General features: G+C 66.9%; 20 protein-coding genes and 1 pseudogene. 20 read left to right on the top strand and 1 reads right to left on the bottom strand.

All coding sequences use genetic code 11. The annotated features are described in order from the left end of the window. The first annotated feature begins 164 nt into the window (after positions 1-164). The 20 genes from MKK84_RS18745 (at position 165) to MKK84_RS18840 (ending at position 16,945) form a co-directional block, all read left to right on the top strand. The gene (locus tag MKK84_RS18745) at positions 165-809 is read left to right on the top strand and encodes a hypothetical protein (protein ID WP_243922359.1); all 645 of its coding nucleotides are present in this window, start codon (positions 165-167) and stop codon (positions 807-809) included. 201 nt (positions 810-1,010) lie between these two features. Then, positions 1,011-2,549, top strand: a complete 1,539-nt coding sequence (locus MKK84_RS18750; RefSeq protein ID WP_243922361.1) for a DnaB-like helicase C-terminal domain-containing protein — start codon at positions 1,011-1,013, stop codon at positions 2,547-2,549. After that, positions 2,549-2,803, top strand: a complete 255-nt coding sequence (locus MKK84_RS18755; protein ID WP_243922363.1) for a hypothetical protein — start codon at positions 2,549-2,551, stop codon at positions 2,801-2,803. The genes MKK84_RS18750 and MKK84_RS18755 overlap by 1 nt, the downstream gene beginning before the upstream one ends. Continuing rightward, complete coding sequence (locus MKK84_RS18760; protein WP_243922364.1) at positions 2,800-3,660, top strand: hypothetical protein; 861 nt, start codon at positions 2,800-2,802, stop codon at positions 3,658-3,660. The genes MKK84_RS18755 and MKK84_RS18760 overlap by 4 nt, the downstream gene beginning before the upstream one ends. Continuing rightward, entirely contained in the window at positions 3,657-4,001 is a 345-nt protein-coding gene (locus MKK84_RS18765; protein ID WP_243922366.1) for a hypothetical protein, read from the top strand. Before MKK84_RS18760 ends, MKK84_RS18765 begins: the two co-directional genes overlap by 4 nt. A gap of 368 nt (positions 4,002-4,369) precedes the next feature. Then, positions 4,370-4,732: a hypothetical protein gene (locus tag MKK84_RS18770; RefSeq protein WP_243922369.1), complete on the top strand. Its 363-nt coding sequence runs from the start codon at positions 4,370-4,372 to the stop codon at positions 4,730-4,732. Positions 4,733-4,748: 16 nt separating this feature from the next. Beyond that, positions 4,749-4,922, top strand: a complete 174-nt coding sequence (locus MKK84_RS18775) for a hypothetical protein (RefSeq protein ID WP_243922371.1) — start codon at positions 4,749-4,751, stop codon at positions 4,920-4,922. 19 nt (positions 4,923-4,941) lie between these two features. Beyond that, complete coding sequence (locus MKK84_RS18780) at positions 4,942-5,448, top strand: hypothetical protein (protein ID WP_243922373.1); 507 nt, start codon at positions 4,942-4,944, stop codon at positions 5,446-5,448. Between the two features lie 28 nt (positions 5,449-5,476). Further along, entirely contained in the window at positions 5,477-5,671 is a 195-nt protein-coding gene (locus MKK84_RS18785; RefSeq protein WP_243922375.1) for a hypothetical protein, read from the top strand. 13 nt (positions 5,672-5,684) lie between these two features. Further along, the gene (locus MKK84_RS18790; protein WP_243922377.1) at positions 5,685-6,065 is read left to right on the top strand and encodes a hypothetical protein; all 381 of its coding nucleotides are present in this window, start codon (positions 5,685-5,687) and stop codon (positions 6,063-6,065) included. Further along, a complete protein-coding gene (locus MKK84_RS18795; protein WP_243922379.1) occupies positions 6,004-7,821 on the top strand; it encodes a terminase large subunit in 1,818 nt (605 codons plus the stop codon). The genes MKK84_RS18790 and MKK84_RS18795 overlap by 62 nt, the downstream gene beginning before the upstream one ends. Beyond that, complete coding sequence (locus MKK84_RS18800; RefSeq protein ID WP_243922381.1) at positions 7,818-9,248, top strand: phage portal protein; 1,431 nt, start codon at positions 7,818-7,820, stop codon at positions 9,246-9,248. The genes MKK84_RS18795 and MKK84_RS18800 overlap by 4 nt, the downstream gene beginning before the upstream one ends. After that, positions 9,248-10,534: an HVA1 family protein gene (locus MKK84_RS18805; RefSeq protein WP_243922383.1), complete on the top strand. Its 1,287-nt coding sequence runs from the start codon at positions 9,248-9,250 to the stop codon at positions 10,532-10,534. The genes MKK84_RS18800 and MKK84_RS18805 overlap by 1 nt, the downstream gene beginning before the upstream one ends. Positions 10,535-10,611: 77 nt before the next feature. Beyond that, the gene (locus MKK84_RS18810) at positions 10,612-12,033 is read left to right on the top strand and encodes a phage major capsid protein (RefSeq protein ID WP_243922384.1); all 1,422 of its coding nucleotides are present in this window, start codon (positions 10,612-10,614) and stop codon (positions 12,031-12,033) included. Positions 12,034-12,105: 72 nt separating this feature from the next. Beyond that, a complete protein-coding gene (locus MKK84_RS18815) occupies positions 12,106-12,576 on the top strand; it encodes a hypothetical protein (RefSeq protein ID WP_243922386.1) in 471 nt (156 codons plus the stop codon). Continuing rightward, complete coding sequence (locus tag MKK84_RS18820) at positions 12,576-12,755, top strand: hypothetical protein (protein WP_243922388.1); 180 nt, start codon at positions 12,576-12,578, stop codon at positions 12,753-12,755. The genes MKK84_RS18815 and MKK84_RS18820 overlap by 1 nt, the downstream gene beginning before the upstream one ends. Before the next feature lie 9 nt (positions 12,756-12,764). Continuing rightward, positions 12,765-13,400, top strand: a complete 636-nt coding sequence (locus tag MKK84_RS18825) for a hypothetical protein (protein WP_243922390.1) — start codon at positions 12,765-12,767, stop codon at positions 13,398-13,400. 39 nt (positions 13,401-13,439) lie between these two features. Next, positions 13,440-14,351, top strand: a complete 912-nt coding sequence (locus MKK84_RS18830; protein WP_243922392.1) for a hypothetical protein — start codon at positions 13,440-13,442, stop codon at positions 14,349-14,351. 121 nt (positions 14,352-14,472) lie between these two features. Continuing rightward, positions 14,473-15,609: an RNA-guided endonuclease InsQ/TnpB family protein gene (locus MKK84_RS18835; protein WP_243922394.1), complete on the top strand. Its 1,137-nt coding sequence runs from the start codon at positions 14,473-14,475 to the stop codon at positions 15,607-15,609. 88 nt (positions 15,610-15,697) lie between these two features. Then, positions 15,698-16,945: a hypothetical protein gene (locus MKK84_RS18840; RefSeq protein ID WP_243922395.1), complete on the top strand. Its 1,248-nt coding sequence runs from the start codon at positions 15,698-15,700 to the stop codon at positions 16,943-16,945. Here the strand turns inward: MKK84_RS18840 and MKK84_RS18845 are convergent. Further along, positions 16,929-17,062 (bottom strand): annotated as a pseudogene (locus MKK84_RS18845) (IS5/IS1182 family transposase); the annotation flags it as partial. The gene MKK84_RS18840 and the pseudogene MKK84_RS18845 overlap by 17 nt on opposite strands.

The raw sequence follows: 17,062 nt of genomic DNA on the forward strand, positions 1-17,062 counted from the left end.
CTTTGCGACCGTCTCCACGACCAACATCCCGCGCAAGCCTCCCGTTCGAGCCGGAAGGCATTGTGGATGACTTGTCCTGGGGGTCCCGTTTGGACGCCGATCACCCCGAGAACGGGGTCCTTATTCCACGCCTAATCACATTCCGGTGCGGCAACACGAAGGCCGTGACGCTGGTCGCGCAGCTCGTCGCGGCGGGCAAAATCATCGTCACGGAAAGCGGAGCGCTCTTCAACCGAAGGGTGAGCGATGAGCTAGCGACCCGCGAGCGAGTGTCGAGCGGTAGGCGAGCGGCTGGCGAGCGAGGTGGCAACGCCAGCGGAGCGAGCCGCGCTAAGTCACTGGAAAATAACGAAATCGATGAAGCACGTGCTTCGACCGAAACGAACCAGATAAGAGGAGAGGAGATAAGAGAAGAGACTCCCTCTAGTCCCTCAAACGACGATGGCTCGGAACGGCCTGCGCTGTTCGAGGGGATCGAAAATGTGACGCCCCTGAAGCGTCGCGATTCGACCAAGCCGGCAAAGGCCGTGGTCAACGCCGCGTTCGAGCAGTTCTGGGGCACCTATCCGCGCCGAGAGGGCAGCAACCCCCGCAAGCCGGCGTTCGACAAGTTCGCCAGGGCGGTCGAGGCGGGCGCTGACCCGGAGGCGATCATCGCCGGTGCCCGACGCTACGCGGCGGACCTGCGGCGGACCGGGAAGATCGGCACCGGCTACGTCGCGCAGAGCGTCACATGGCTCAACCAGCAGCGCTGGGCCGACGATAACCAGCCGAACGCTCCGCCAAATACCAAGTGGCACATGGTGTAGCCATGAAAACTATCGGCGATGTACTAGCAAACTTCAGGATTAATCTCAGACATCAGCGGCAGGGCAATCAAGCGACGACTTGCCCGCAATGCTCTGAGACTCGGAAGAAGCGCAAAGAACCCTGCCTCTCGGTGAAGGTCGATCATGACGGAGTTCAATTCTACTGCCATCACTGCGAATGGAAGGGCGGAATGTTCTTCGATGAGCGTGGCGGTGAACCCGAAGGTCTTCGAGTGGCTCGAAAGCCGCGGCATATCGGGGGAAACGGCGGTTCGTATGGGGATCTTCAGCGGTCATCATCGGCCCGGTGGCGATGACGGCGGATTTCGCGTCGAGCCGCACTCGCAGGGCAGCGTGATCGCCTTCCCGTTCCTCGACCGCGGCGAGGTCGTGGCGGAGAAGTATCGGGCCGCCGGCAAGCGGTTCTACCAGCGGCCGGGCGGCCGGAAGACGTTCTACAACGCCGACATCCTCGACGACCCCGCGCTCACGAACTCGACCGCCGCGCTGGTGATCACCGAGGGCGAGATGGACTGCCTCTCCGCGATCGAGGCCGGCTACCCGTTCGTCGTCTCGGTCCCGGACGGCGCACCGCCAGCCCGCGACAAGGACGGGAATCTGATCGACGTGCCGGAGACGGCCGACGACATCGACCCGAAGGAGGACGACAAGTTCCGGTTCCTGGCCAACGCCTGGCCGCGCCTGCAGAGCGTGAAGCGGATCATCATCGCCACCGACAACGACGAGCCGGGCATGCGGCTGGCCGCCGAGCTCGTGCGCCGTCTCGGCCGGGTCCGATGCTCGTTCGTGACCTATCCCGACGGCTGCAAGGACCTGAACGACGTGCTGATGCAGCACGGATCCGCCGAGGTGAACCGGCTGATCGTCCAGGCCAAGCCGTACCCGGTCTCCGGCCTGTACAAGCTCTCGGAGTTCCCCGCGGAGCCGCCGCTGCGCCCCGCGAGCACCGGGTGGCCTGACCTCGACCGCAACCTGCTGGTCTACCACCCAGCGCTGATGGTCGTGACTGGCTTCGCCAACGCTGGCAAGTCGACCTGGGCCAATCAGCTCGTCGCGCAGCTCGCGTGGAAGCATGGCTGGCGCTGCGCAATCGCCTCGTTCGAGATGCGGGTGAAGCCGTTCGTCACCGACATGCTGGCCGCTTCCTACGTGCAGCAGCCGAAGCCCTGGACGACCGGCGACATCGCGGAATCCAATCGGTGGCTCGAGGAGAGCTTCCTGTTCATCGCGCCGGATCCGGAGCGCGAGGAGGACACGGACCTCGCATGGCTGATCGAGAAGGCCGAGGCCGCCGTGATCCGTCATGGCATCCGGGTGCTCCTGATCGACCCATGGAACGAGCTGGAGCACAACCGGAAGAAAGACGAGACGGTCACCGACTACACCGGCCGCGCGCTGCGGGCGCTGAAGCTGTTCGCCCGTCGCTTCGACTGCCTGGTGATCATCGTCGCGCATCCGTCCAAGGGCGCGGTCAACAAGAAGCCCGACGAGCTGTCGCTCTACGACATCGCTGACACCGCCAACTTCGCCAACAAGGCCGATCTCGGCGTGATCGTGGCCCGGCGCGGCGAGGCGACCTCGGTCTACGTTCGGAAGGTGCGCTACCAGCCCGAGACCGGCCTGCCCGGCGAGGTCGTGATGGTGTTCGACCGCAAGCTCCGGCTGTTCCGTGAGCCAGTCGGCAACGTCGAATACGAAGACGCGCAGGGTGTCGCGTGATGGGCCGCCCCGCCTCCCGCCGCACCCCGCCGTCCGGCGCGGTCCTGCTCTGGGACCGCCGGCACCGCGAGGCGACCCGCGCCCTGGCCGCGCAGGTTCCTGGAGCCGTCGCGGCACCCCTCTCCGGTGCGGGAGAGGGTGGTGCTCAATCCGTCATCGGCATGTCGATATCGGAACAACGTCAGCAGGTTAGGGTGGTGACGGACGTGCGGGTCGCACGGACGGAATGGGACGCGGCTGGAGGCCAAGCGTGACGCGTACCGTCGGACGGCGGATGACCAGGAAGCAGCGGCTCCGGCGCAAGCTGGAACGCGACCGGGCGCACAAGGCGTTCATGCGGCGTGGCGAGGTCGCGATTGACGCGCCAGCGGTCGAAGGCGCCGACGCCGAGTCTTCCGCGGCGGTCGACGCGAAGCCCACGGAGAGTCCGCGCGAGCGACACCTCCGAGAGCAGCTAGAGCGCGAGGCCGAGCGCATCGCCGCCCGCCGGGCCGACCACGACCTGCCCGAGGGCAAGCAGTGGGCGATGGTCGAGGCCTGCGTCGGCCGGACCGGCGAGCTGTGCGAGAAGCTGACCAGGGCGGGGATCCCTCACTTCCGGCCGCGCGACGAGATCGAGCAGCGGCTGGCATCGGGCCAGGTCCGCAAGATCCGGGTCGCGCTGTTCGAGCGGATGATCTTCGCCGGCCTGGAGGACCAGGATCAGCTGGAGGCGCTGGCCATCGAGCACCCCTGGCTGATGGAGCGCCGCGTCTACGGCACCATGCCGAGCCTGCGCCACGACCGGGAGTTCGCCTGGGACGTCGAGCGCGTGGCCCGGCGGCAGGCCGGCGAGGACAAGCACGGCAACCCGGTGATCGGCACGGCAGTGGTGCCGGACCAGGAGATGCGCGACTTCGCCGAGAAGCTCATCGCGGCCGCGCCGACCATCGACGACCTGGACCGGATCGAGATCGGTGAGGCGGTGCGCGTGGTCGACGGCCCGTTCGCCAGCTTCGACGGGCTGATCGAGGAAACCCACGATAAGCTCAACCGCTACAAGGTCGCGGTCAGTATCTTCGGCCGGGCCACGCCGGTGGTGCTGGAGCGGCAGCAGTTCGAGCGAGCGTGAGCCCTCGACACTGCACTGTCGGCGGCTATCCTGCCGTGATGCGCATCGCCAGCATCGTCGTCCTCCTGTTCGTCGCCGGGCCTGCCCACGCCGAACTCACGCGGTCGCAGTGCAAGGTCCTGTCCACCGCGATGGGCAACACGGTCGCGGTACTCGACAAGATGCGCGGTACGCTCGATCGGCAGGCATTCGCCGACATAGCGAAGGGATCGCCGGTGGAGTTGCGGTCGGCCGCTGAGAGAGCCCAGGCGTCGCGCGACCGGTTCGGCTTGGCGCTGGGTAGCTACGCCTCGTCGCTGGAGGACTTTCAGGCACAGCTCGACGCCTGCGCTCGGCGGTAGCTGCTGGGGCCACTGCACCGGCGCGTGCCGGGGCTCGACCTCCGCGCCCGCGTTGTCCACAGCCCCGCGTTGACTCGCCGAATCAGCTCTGCGTCTATGCGTCCCGCATCGCACGCGGTGCCGGACTGTCTCTGCCTGTACTCCCCGCCCAGCGGGTAGAAGGATGGGATGAGACGAGGGAGGCCTTCGGGACCCCCTCTTTGATCGGACTCTGCCCGCGAACCTGCCGGTGCCCAGTTCGAAGTCGCTGCCAGCCCTGAAGGGATAGGGGGGTCCGATTAAGGATCCCGCGCAGGGGAGCGGCAACCGCATGGGAAGCGATTTCCCGAGAACTGCGGCGAAAAAAATCCTGCGAAAAGGGGTCCGGGATGCCTCAGCCGCTGCCGCGTCGTCGATCAGCGGCGGTGAAGGAGCTGTCGAAGCGCCAGCAGCGCGGATCGGCGACAGAGCGCGGCTATGACCACGTGTGGCGCCGCGTGTCGCTACGGCACCGCCAGCTGTTCCCGTTCTGCATCTGGTGCCGGCAGGTGGGCCGCCTCGAGTTCGCGAAGCTGGTCGACCACAAGATCCCGATCGTGGACGGCGGCGCGATGTTCGACCCGGCCAATCGCTGGGGGCTCTGCGTCATGCACCACGGCGTGAAGGGCGAGATGGAGCGGTTCGCCCGGAAGACGGGGCAGCTCGAATGGCTGCCGGTCTGGTGCGATGATCCGGCGGCGCGGCCGCCTTAGTTCCGGTGAGGTCCCGATGAACACCAGCGCTTTCGTCCGCCACCTGTTCGACGACATCCGGGCGCGGTTTCCGGACAAGTCGGTCTTCGATGTGGTCGAGGACGTCGAGAAGCTCGTCGAGCGGCTGGTGAAGGCGGCCGAGGCGGCGCCCCAGGCTGCGGCGGTCGCCCAGACCGACACCGTCGGCTGAGCGCGAGGCCTCGCCGCCCATGTTCTTCTCCCGCCGCGCCGAACGCCGGCATGCCGCGCTGCTGCGGGAGATCTTGGCCAACCGCGCGAGCGTCCAGCAGCTGGAGACGACCATGTCCGAGAAGTTCAACACCCTGCGCGCCGAGGTGGCGGCCGAGCGTACCGTCACCGCGTCCGCGATCGCCTTGATCAGCGGCCTCGCCGATCGCCTGAAGGCCGTGGCCGCGAGCGACGACAAGGGCGAGCTCGACGCCATCATCGTCGACCTCCAGACCTCGCGTGCCGATCTGGCCAAGGCCGTGGCTGAGGGCACCGGCGTAAGCCTCGCGCAGGGCGCCGCCGCTTCGGGCCCCCTGCCGGAGAGCGCCGCGGTGGTCGACGCGCACCCGGCCAACGGCGGCACCGGCTCGGGCCCGCTCGACAACGTGGCGGCTGCCCAGCCGGCCGAGGAAGTGCCGCCAGCCGACCAGCAGAAGCAGGCCGGCCAGGGTGATCCGGCGGCGCAGGATCAGCAGACCGGCGCCTGATCCGGCTCTACGCGCAGGGGTTCGTCGCGTGATCGAGCACTGGGGCGGCGCACAGTGGTTGCTGGCCGCCTACCTGGCCTTCTGCTTGACCGCGCCGGTCCTGGTGCGCGTGGCGGGCTACAGCATCAAGCCACCCGGCCAATGGCTCGGATGGTACGCGGGGCGGATGCTCGACGTCGCGACCCTCTCCGCCGTGCTGGCCTGGGGTGGCTTCTGGAAATGAGCGGGCGAGCGCCATGCCGAAGCCATCGCTCGCCCAGGTAGGCCAGGGCGATCCAACGGTCCTCGCGCACCCCGGCTACCGCGCTTTCCCGGATTGCAGCTTCCCGCTCCGGACCGATGCGGCCCGGGCGGAATACGAGAGCACCGGCCGGCTGATCTGGAACGCCGGCCGGCTGTCGAAGGACATGCACATCGCGCTCTCGGCCTACGCGAGCTGCTTCGACCAGATCCAGCGCATCTCCACCGAGGGCCTGACCCCGCGGGCGTCTTGGTTCACGAACCTCCAGAAGGCGCAGGCCCGGCTGAAGCTCGATGATCTCGACAAGCCGATCAGTGCGCCGAAGGAAGCGCCCGTCAACCGGTTCGCGCGCTTCGGTTTCCCGCAGCGTCGCTGACGAGCGGTTCGCGCAGGTCGAGCTGAAGGGCGAGCAGGTCCCCGATTACGTCGGCATGGCCGAATGGTACGCCCAGGCCGTCGTAGAGGGCGCGGTGGTGGCCTGCCGCTGGGAACGACTCGGCTGCCACCGCTTCCTGCACATGCTGCAGGAGGCGAAGAAGCCCAGCAGCGACTTCATCTTCGACACGGACCGGGCCAACGACCCCTGCGCGTTCATCGAGACGCTGCCGCACATCAAGGGATTCGCCGGCACGATCACCCTAGAGCCGGTGCAGTGCTGGTGGCTGGCCGCGACCTTCGGCTTTCGGGAGCGAGACACGGGTCGGCGGTGGGTGCGCGAGGTGGCCTTCTGGGTCCCGCGGAAGAACGCGAAGACCGCGCTCTCGGTCGGAATCGTGCTGTACTGCCTGAACTTCGAGGACGAGCCGGGCGCCGAGGGCTGCGTGGCGGCGGGGTCGGAGAAGCAGGCGGATATCCCGTATCTCGCGATCCGGCAGACGCTGGAGAAGGAGCCGGAGCTCAAGGACTGGCTCCAGGCCAAAGACACAACGGAGACGATCAAGTTTCGGCGCACCGGCGCCGAGCTGAAGCTCCTGGCGGCCAAGGCGCCGAACCTCGACGGTCTCAACCCGCACGTGGTTCTGGCCGAGGAGGTCCACGCGCAGAACCAGGACGTGATCGGCGTACTGAAGAGCGCACAGGGCGCGCGGCAGCAGCCTCTGTGGCTCGGCATATCGACCGCCGGCCGGAACGCATCGGGGCCGGCCTTCGACGGCTGGCGGTCGGATCAGCAGGTGCTGGAGGGCAAGCTCCGGGCGGACCGCGTCTTCATCGCCATGTACGCCGGCGACAAGGAGGACGAGGAGCGCCGCTTCGATCCGGCCATCGTCGAGAAGCTCAACCCACTCTACGGGATCTCGCTGAATCCCACCTCGATCGAGAGCGAGGAGCGCGAGGCCCGCAAGAGCGAGGCGAAGCTTCAGGAGTACAAGCGCACCCGGCTCAACCTCTGGTCCCGGGCCGCCGGCAACCTGTTCTCGGTAGAATCCTGGGACCGCTGCGGTGACCCGAAGCTGACGCTGGACGCACTCAAGGGCTACCCGATGTTCGTGGGGGTCGACCTCGCGAGCGCCTCCGATCTGAACGCCGCCGCCTTCATCATCGAGGTCGGCGACGTCCTCTATGCGGTGTTCCGGTATTGGCTGCCGGAGCGCTCGTCGCGGTTCAAGGATGACCGGTACGCCGACCAGTTTATGGCGTGGGAGCGAGCCCGCAGCCTGACCACGACCCGCGGCAGCCACGTCCACCACCCGACCATCCTAGCCGACATCCTGGCCATGATCGAAGGGCACAACGTGGCGGCCTTCGGGGTCGACCGCTTCCAGGCCGACTTCCTCGCGGGCGCGATCGAGGAGCGCGGCCACACCGTCTACTCGGTCTCGAAGACGGCCTCGCACATCACCCGGTCGACCGACGACTTGGTGACCCGCCACGAGGATCCGGCCCGGCTCCAGCACGACGCCAACCCGGTCACCTCCTGGATGGCGGGCAACGTGGTCGGGCACTGGGACGCGAACGACAACGTGCTGCCGAAGAAAGCGAAGGCCGGGTCGAAGGCCTCCATCGACGGCTTCGACGCGGCGATTAACGCGAACGCGGCCCGCCTCGCCAGTGAGGCCGGCGCCACCGACACGGGCGTGCGCGTCACCCGCGCGAACCCCTACCTCACACGTGGTCTGGCAGGCGCTGCATGAGCGAGACCGAAGCCGAGATGTGGCAGCGTTCGGGCATGACTGCACAGGACCTGGCCACCGTACCGGGCCCCGTCAGCGCGGATCGCGCCGAGGGCTGGGACGAGATCGGCTGGTCCGATGTCAGCGACCTGTTGGGCCTCGGCACGCGCGGCGGCCGCTACTTCTACGGCCGGGACGCTGTCGGCATCGCGCTGGCGATTCAATGTGCGGATGTGAAGGCCCGGGACCTGTCGAAGGCCGAGATGCTCCTGTGGCGCCGGGCCGGCCGTGGCTGGACCATGGTCGACGCGGATCAGCACTGGCTCGCCATGCTGCTGATGACCCGGCCGAACGACTGGCACACGTGGTCCGAGTTCTGGCGGATGATGGGGCTCCACCTGGAGCTCGCGCAGAACGCCTACGCCTACAAGGACATCGCCACCGACGGCACGGTCCGGCAGCTGATCCCGATCCAGCCCGCGCGCTGCCGGGCCCGGGTCTCGGCCAGCGGCAAGCTGTTCTACGAGATCTTCGCCGGCACCATGTACGAGCAGGCGCAGCTCGGCGACGCCTACATGGTGGTGCCGGCCGACCGGATCGTGCACCTGCGGGGCCGGCTCTGGGACGGGCTCTATGGCCTATCGAACCTGGCGCTGGGCTCGCCCATCTTCGACCTCGTGTCCGCGATCGCCGAGTTCCAGGCGAACATCTTCGGCAACGACGGCAAGCAGCCGATCGTTTTCGAGACCGACCAGACCTTCGACACCGCCGAGAAGAGCGACGCGGCGTTCCGGCGGCTGAAGCAGCAGCTGACCGAGCGCGTCCGGAAGTCCACCGCGAACGGCGACCCGATCCTGCTGGAGGCGGGGCTGACCGCCAAGACGATCGCCATCAACGCGCAGCAGGCCGAGAGCAAGGACAGCTTCAACCAGCAGATCATGCGCGTGTGCGGGCTCATGAACTGCCCGCCGCACAAGATTTTCGCGCTGGAGGCCGTCGCCTACAACAACATGGCGGCGATGAACCGCCAGTATTACAGCGATTGCCTCCATCCGATGTCGCACGGCATCCAGGAGAGCTTCCGGCTTTCGCTGCTGCCGCGCGCCGAGTGGCCGAAGTACGCGCCGCAGTTCGACCAGACCGCGCTCATGGCGACCGATCTGGAAGCGCTCTCCAAGCTGGTCGACATGGCGGCCAAGAACGGCCTCGGCACCTTCGACGAGCTGCGCGAGGTGCTGCCGTTCCGCTGGAATCCGCTGAAGGCCGGCGGCGACCAGCGCATGGTGCCGGTGAACATGAGCCTGATCGGGGCGGACGGCCGGGTGATCCAGGCCGGGACTGGCCAGAGCGCGACCCAGCCGGGCGCGGGAGAGGGCGAGAGCCCGGACAACAACGCGGGCAAGGGCGCGGCCCTGCGGCTCGCCTACGATGCGGCAGGAGCAGCCTGATGGCCACGAAGCGCGTCTCGATCGACGAATACCTGGGCTCGCGCGGCTACGGCGGCGTCGAGCGCAAGCAGTTCGCCCGGGATTCGGGCGTGATCATCAAGGCCGCGCCGAGCGGCCTGGCGAAGGCGCGGTACGACAAGGAGGCGCGCACCATGCGCTTCGTCATGTCGGCCGAGGTCCAGGACCGCGATCGCGACATCGTCGTGCAGCAGGGCCTGAACATCGCCGAGTTCGAGAAGAACCCGGTCGCGCCCTGGTCGCACCGCGCCGGCGACCCGCCGGTTGGCACGTGGTCCGACCTGGAGAAGTCGCTCGGCGGCCGGCCGAAGCGCACCGAGGGCACGCTGACCCTGGTGAAGGGCGACGTCATGGCCGACCGCCTCGACGTGCACTTCCAGGCCGGCAGCATCCGCGCGTGCTCCATCGGCTTCATGCCGCTCTCGATCGAGCGCCGCGAGGTGCCGGAGGATCAGCAGGGCGGCTACTTCTACCCCGGCTACATGATCCACGAGGCCGAGCTGTACGAGTGCTCGCCCTGCTGCGTGCCGGCGAACCCCGCCGCGCTGGCCAAGGCCGCGGCCGAGGGTGACGTGCTGGCCCGGGAGACGATCGAGCACGTGCTCGACACCTGGTCGCTGGAGAAGGGCGTCATCGTCCCGCGCAAGGCGTTCGAGGACGCGCACCGCGAGGCTGGCGCGGATCGCAAGACGTTTGTCATGGGCGGCGACCGCTTCGTGGCCTGGAAGGATGCCGCCGGCGAGCCGCACCTGGAGAAGGCAAGCAGCATCGCGAAGGGCGACTTCGTCTCGTGGTCGGCCAACGGCGAGACTGCGCGCGGCAAGGTCACCAAGGTGGTGTCCGACGGCTCGATCGAGGTCCCGGGCGCCACCGTCTCGGGCACCGCAGACGATCCGGCCGCCAAGATCACGATCTACAAGCAGGACGGCGACGGCTGGACGGCCACCGACACCAAGGTGGCGCACAAGTGCTCGGCGCTGACCAAGATCGACGCGCTGAAGGCCGTCGCCACCGAGCAGGCCGGCCTCGCCGAGACCGTGGTGTCGAAGCTGCTGGCGGCCCTCGGCATCAAGGGCAAGACCGAGGCAGCCGACCCGAAGCCCGACGAGGGTGGCCAGAAGCCGGCGCCCGAGCCGACGCCGGAGCAGAAGCTCCATGAGCAGTTCGCTGCCGACCTGCCGGCGCTGACCGCCAAGCACGAGATCCTCGAGGCCGACGCCCGTATGGCCGACCTCGACGCCGAGATGGGGCAGCACGCCCCCGCCTGACCCGCCCGCACACGGCGGTTTCCCCCGGTGGCCATCCCCTGTGCGGGCGCTGCCACCCTTCCCCATGGAGAAGTGACATGACCCTCGCCGAACTTCGGGCGAAGCTGAAGGCTGCCCACGAAGCCGCGAAGGCCGCGCGCGCCAAGGCGACCGCCGACGCCGCCACCGAGGCCGACCGCGCTGCCTACAAGGACGCGCTGGGCGCCGCTGAGCAGGCGCTCGCCCTCGTGAAGGATGCCGAGCGCGAGGAAGCGCTGGAGGCGGCCACCACCGGCGCGGCTGGCGGTGCCGCATCCGGCGCCCAGGTGCTGGAGCGCAACACGGGCGGTGACCGCGTGCCGGCCATGCCCGATGAGAAGATGACCGGCATCCAGGAGGTGGCGCTCCTCGGCGCGGCCGCCGCCAAGAGCCGCGTCTTCGCCGGCAACGGCACCTTCAAGTCGCCGCTGGAGATCATGGCCGATGAGGGCTACGAGCGCTTCGTCGACACCCTCAAGCAGCGCGCCATGCACAAGGCGGCGGTGCGGGGCCAGAAGTTCAATTCGACCCTGACCCCGGCCGACGGCGGCATCCTGCTGCCCACGCCGCAGTCCTCGACGATCATCGGCTTCCTGCGGCCGGAGAACACATTCCTCCAGGGCGGCCCCCGTCGGGTCCCGCTGGTCGGCGGCCAGTTCAACCAGCCGCGCGGAGCGAGCAGCGCCACCGCCGGGTACGTCGGCGAGGCGGGGAAGAAGCCCGTCGGGTCGCCGACCTTCAACAACATCTCGATGCGGTCGAAGAAGCTCGCCGGCATCGTAATGGTGACCATGGAGGCGCTGTCATGGTCGCTCGCCGATCTGCGCGCCTACCTGGAGGACGATCTGCGGTCCACGATCGCGCAGAATATGGACCTTGCCTGCTACTTCGGCGTGGGCGATGCCAACACGCCCAACGGCCTCTTGAAGCGGACCGGAGTGAACCGCTTCAACGCAAGCGCCACCGGGGCTGGCGCCCCCTTCGCCAACCCGAAGGCGCCCACCGTCGCCGAGCTCGATGCCGTCGCGACCCGGATGATCCTGGCGATCACCGACGCCAACATCCCGGCCACGGCGCGATTCGCCTGGACCATGAACTACCACCTGATGCGCTACCTCGCGGATGCGCGCGGCGCCAACGGCCAGCCGATCTATCCGGAGCTGAACCAGGTCGAGCCGACATGGAAGGGCTTCCGAGTGCTGGTGACCACCCAGTTCCCGAACAACGGCGGCACCACGACCGACGAGTCGACCCTGGCCCTGATCGACTGGGGCAACGTGCTCTACGGCGAGGACGAGGGGTTGACGGTAAAGACCTCGACCGAGGCCAGCATCGACGTCGGCACGGGCACCAACGTGCTGCTCTTCCAGCAGAACATGATGGCCATCCTCATGGAGATGCGCCACGACATCGCGCTCCAGCGCGATGCCGCGGTGTCGGTGCTGGAGCATGCCCGCTGGGGCTCGCTCTCGTCCTCCTGATCCGGCCAGCCTGAATAGGGCCGCCGGAATGAGCCGGCGGCCCGCCTCACATCGAAGCGGGACACGATCAAGATGGGTATGCCGCGCGGGAGGCTCGACCTCTCCCACTTCCACGACATGGGCAAGCAGAACCACCGCGGCCTGGTGCCGATGGAGTTCATCGAGCCGGCCATGCCTCACGCCGTCGGCGACGTGGCGGGCTACAAGCCGGCCGAGGCCAAGGCGCTGCACGACCGCGGCATCGCCGTGCCGCATGGCAGCGTCTACGACCGCGGCGACGTCGCCGAGCGCCGGGACGCCTCGCAGGTCGTGCCCGAGACCGATGACGAGCTGCGCCGCTCGCAGGTCGACCTCGGCGACGAGCCGCTGGGCCGGCACCACCTCCAGCGCATCAAGCTCGCCGCTGAGATCGCTGGCCGCGACGTCTCAACGAAGGACGACGCGGACGAGATCATCCGGGCCGAGATCGCTCGCCGCGGGGGCCTGGCCACCCGCAGCGGCGGCGCGGTGACCTCCGACGCCTTCCGGCAGCAGGTCGCCTGATGGTCGACGATCGCACGCCCCGGCGCGAGGGCGACGGGCCGGACGATCGTCGCCCTCGCTCCTCCGAGGCCGAGATCGCGCGCTACCGCGGCGAGCGGACACGCGCGACCGCCGAAGGCCGCTCGCCTGCCGACCGCATGGCGCGGCCCGGCAAGGTGCGCGGCTACGAGACGAAGTGAGGCGGGCCCGTGGACCTGCGCCGGATCTCCGCGCCGCTGACCATCGACCAGAAGCTCGATGTCGTGTCGCTCGACACGCTGAAGGCCCAGGCCCGCGTGCGCCATAACGACGAAGACCTTCTCCTCGCCGGCTACATCGCCGCCGCCTTCGATTTCCTGCACGGCGTGGACGGCTGGCTGAACGGTTACTGCCTCCTGGAGGAGGAGTTCGAGCTTTACCTCGATCGGTTCTGTGGCACCACCGAGCTGCCTCTGCGACCGATCCCGGACGCCATGGCGCCAACGCTGGAGCGCCGGCTCGGCCGGGGCAACTACACGGCCTTCGGGCCGTCCGATTTCATGCTGGCGTTGATGGACGATTGCGGCGTGCTCGCCCAGCTGTCCGCCGCCGGCTTCCGCCCGCAGAGCGGCGTCATCGACCCGCGCCAGTACCGGATCACCTTCAAGGCCGGTTGGCCCTCTGCCGACCTCGTGCCGGACGCGCTGAAGCAGTCTGTCTTGCTGCTCGCGGCGCACTTCTACACGAACCGCGAGGCGTCCCAGACCACGGTCAGCAGCCTGGGCGCTAGCGGCAAGCTGCGCGAGATCGAGTTCGGCCTGCGCGGGCTCGCCGGCCGCTACCGGGTTAGCCCCGACCACTCCTGACGGCCGCGTCGGCCCCAACCCCTATCTGAGGCGACCGAAATGCGAACCTGGATCGCGAGGATCAGCGCGTGCCTGCTCTTGGCCGGCTGCTGTTTGTCAGGTGGCCCCGCCCCGGCTCAACAGCCGCCGGCGAAGGCGCCGCCGATTCAGGCCAACACCAATTATCTGCAGCCTGTCGTCATCTACGGACCGGACGGCAACATCGTCGGATCGCTCGGAGGGGGCGGCGGCACAGTCACGCAAGGAGCGCCCGGTTCGGCTCCATGGCTCGTCGCCCCGCAGGCCAATCCGCCGCGTGCGGCCACCGCTGGGACGCTCGGGGCATTGAATGCCGCCGTGACCCTGCCGGTCGATGGCATGGCTACTGGAGCCGTGCAGATCGCCGGCACATGGGTTGGCACGGTCTCGTGGTCGGGATCCATCGACGGTGGCGCGACCTTCTTCCCGATCAATCTAAAAACGCTCGGTGCGGGTGGCGGACCCTCGGTGGCGGCGGCCACCGCGAATGGGCAGTGGCAGTTCAGCGTCGCCCCCCTGACGCATCTGCGCGCCACCATGTCCGCTTATACGAGCGGCTCGGCGGCCATCGTCATCTCGGCCAGTAACGGCGCGAAGATCGCCCGAGTCGAGGCGCCGCTGACCGATCCGCTTCCGATGCTGACAGCAGGCTCAACCGGCGCGGACTTCTCAGCGAACTCCGCAGCCGTGTCCGGAACGCTGCTGCAGTCGATCCCAACGACGGCCAACCGCGCCTACGTCGAGGTGCAGAACCAGTCCGCGAACCAGCTGCAGCTCGTGCGTGACGACGGCGCCGGCAACAACGTCACCACCATCCTGCTCGCGGGCACGGGTGCGGGTCAGCAGGGCGGCGGCTGGTCGTCCTCGACCTTTAAGGGGCGTGTGCGGGTATATGGCCCAACCGGTTCCCAGATCGCCGCGTATCAGGACTGATCGGGATGATCGGCTCAGCAAAATCTTGTGCCGTTGCGAGAACAGCCGTAGGCTGAAAGCCGCCTGAGCGATATGCCATATCAGCTCTAGATCAACCCTCGTAACCGCGTCAACGGTCGTCGTGGCATCTGCTGATCCGTCTACTCAGAGAATAACCGTCAGGATCCGGCTTCGCGATAAGTGCGCGGCAGGCCTTCGCCGACAGGCAAATGCGGTAAATTTTACATGGAATTACTGTAACGAAACTCAGAAAAAGGCGGCTCAAGCGCGTCGTAAGTGGCTTGGCTGGGGCGACTTACAAAAACTTACAGCCGGCTCAAGTAAATTGCTTGACCTGCATGCGCACACTATTCAACGCGTCTGTCACGCTTACGATGATGCGCGTAGGGCACAAAAGAAGCCGTGGCTGCGTTGGCGTTCCCGAAAATCCCTTGGATGGGTCCCATTCTCCAACGGTCATGTGGTGTTCGACGGCGAGGCCTTTGTGTTCCGTAGTGTTCGGTATGAGCCGATGCACTTTAGCCCTCACCTATTGGCGGGAATGCGGTTCGGTGCTGGCAGTTTTAACGCTGATGCCAAGGGGCGCTGGTACGTCAATCTGCCAGTCGAGGTGACGTGCGCGGAGCCGAAGCCTGAGCGCGTGGTCGGTATCGACCTCGGCCTGAAGACGCTGGCCACCCTCTCAACCGGCAACAAGATCGAGATGCCGCGGTTCTACCGTGAGAGCGAGCAGGCGCTGGCGACTGCGCAACGGGCGCGCAAGACCAAGCGGGCTCGGGCGATCCACGCCAAGGCGCGCAACCGCCGCAAAGATTTCATGCACAAGGCCAGTGCGGCTTTGGCGCAAGAATACGGGACCATCGTCGTTGGTGACGTGAGCCCGTCGAAGCTGGCCAAGACCCGGATGGCGAAGTCGGTTTACGACGCTGGATGGGCAGGCTTCAAGCAAATGCTGTCGTACAAGGCCGTTAGGCATGGCGGCAGGTTCGTTGAGGTCTCAGAGGTCCATAGTTCCCAAGCCTGTTCTTCGTGCTTTGTACGAAGCGGTCCGCGAGGACTGAAAGACCTTGGAATAAGGCGGTGGAGGTGCAGTGATTGCGGAGCGGTTCATGACCGAGACGCAAATGCGGCGCTTAACATCGCCCGTGTCGGCTTGGACACGCTCGCAGGAGGAGCCCCATTGCTAGATCAGGCGGAAAGCTTGATCGGGCAGATTGGGGAGCAGGCACGCTCCTCCGCTCCCTCACGGCCGTCCTGATCGCCGGCTGAGTTCACAAAGCTTCATTGCCATAGGCAACCTGCGCGCGTCGCGTTGTGGGGCTTTCTGCCATATCTGAGGACTTCTGATGAGGTTGTTCCGCTCCCTCGCGGCGCTCCTGTGCCTGATGCCGGCTGTGGCGTGGGCTGAGTCGGGGGCGAAGCTGCCGCCATTCAACGGATCTACTCCTTTCCAGTCGACGGGCGGCACGACGCCTCGCTCTGCCGCTGACCGCGCAGCGGACACGGTCAACGTCGCCGATGTGGGTGTAGCAGCAGCCTTCTCAGCCACGAATGTGGGCAAGAAGATCATCGTCCCGCCTGGGACGTGGACGCTTGCCTCAACGGCGCGTGTTCCCGACGGAAGTGTAGTCGAGTTCCTCGGTCGTAATGCGGTCATCGCCTACACGGGAACGGGCGCGGCCCTTGAAATCCGCTCTTCCAAGAATGTCCGGATCGACAATCTGAACGTCGATCTGACGGGCGCTAACCCGGCCGCCGAAGCACTTCACGTTTACGGGGCTTGGTATCTCGATATCTTTCACCCTCGAGTGGTGATGAACGGTGCAAATCAGGCCGGCATCGTTCTTGAGACAAGCCAAAGCTCATCTCAGGGCTACGGCACGTACATGATTGAGGTCGTGAACCCGCAGTTCACGGGCACAGGTCTGTATGGCCTCCGGACCTTCCAGACTTCTGGCGATACACGCGCAGTCACCCACCTGAATGTCCGCGGCGGCTGGTCGAAAGGCATCAGCTACGGTTTATATCTCAATTATGTTTCGACGGGTCGCGTTGATGGATGGGCGGCAGACACAGGCATCGATGCGATAAACATCCAGAATAGTAACGATCTTATATTGATGCCCGGCGAGTTGGGGCCGGGGACGGGCTACGGCGTCAACTTCGGCGCGGGCAATGCCGGCATCGCTATGCTCGCACCATCGCATGCGGGCGTCGGCGGCTCCCTCGGCTACATGAACACCTCTACGTTCACGCCGGTCCTATTTGATCAGTCCAAGACTAGACTTTACGCCTCGCGCTCAAACCAAGCTTACTTTATCGAACTCGGCGTCAATCTTCAGTACAACAGCACGTCGGGATACCTCAACTTCCAGGGCGGCAACGTTGGTGGTATTTATCAGGGTATCGGGTTCACGCAGAACTCGCCGGTAGCTACCGGCGCATTCCAGTTCGGGGAGCCGACCCGCGTCAACGATGTCGTGCTCGGACGAAACACCACAGCGCCCGGAGACACGGCGGGCTTCGTGCAGATGCCGTCGATCTCCGGCCCGGCTACTGCGGCGCCTCTAAGAGCGCCTAACAGAACCGTCTGATCTGGTTGAGGGTGATGAGGCTGGCGGCGAGGCTCGTGAAGGCCTCGTAGATGTCTGCGCGTCGCTCATAGCGGATGGGCAATCGACGGAATCGGTTGAACCAGGCGTGGGTGCGCT

The organism is Methylobacterium sp. E-065 (assembly GCF_022829605.1).
Lineage (GTDB): Bacteria > Pseudomonadota > Alphaproteobacteria > Rhizobiales > Beijerinckiaceae > Methylobacterium.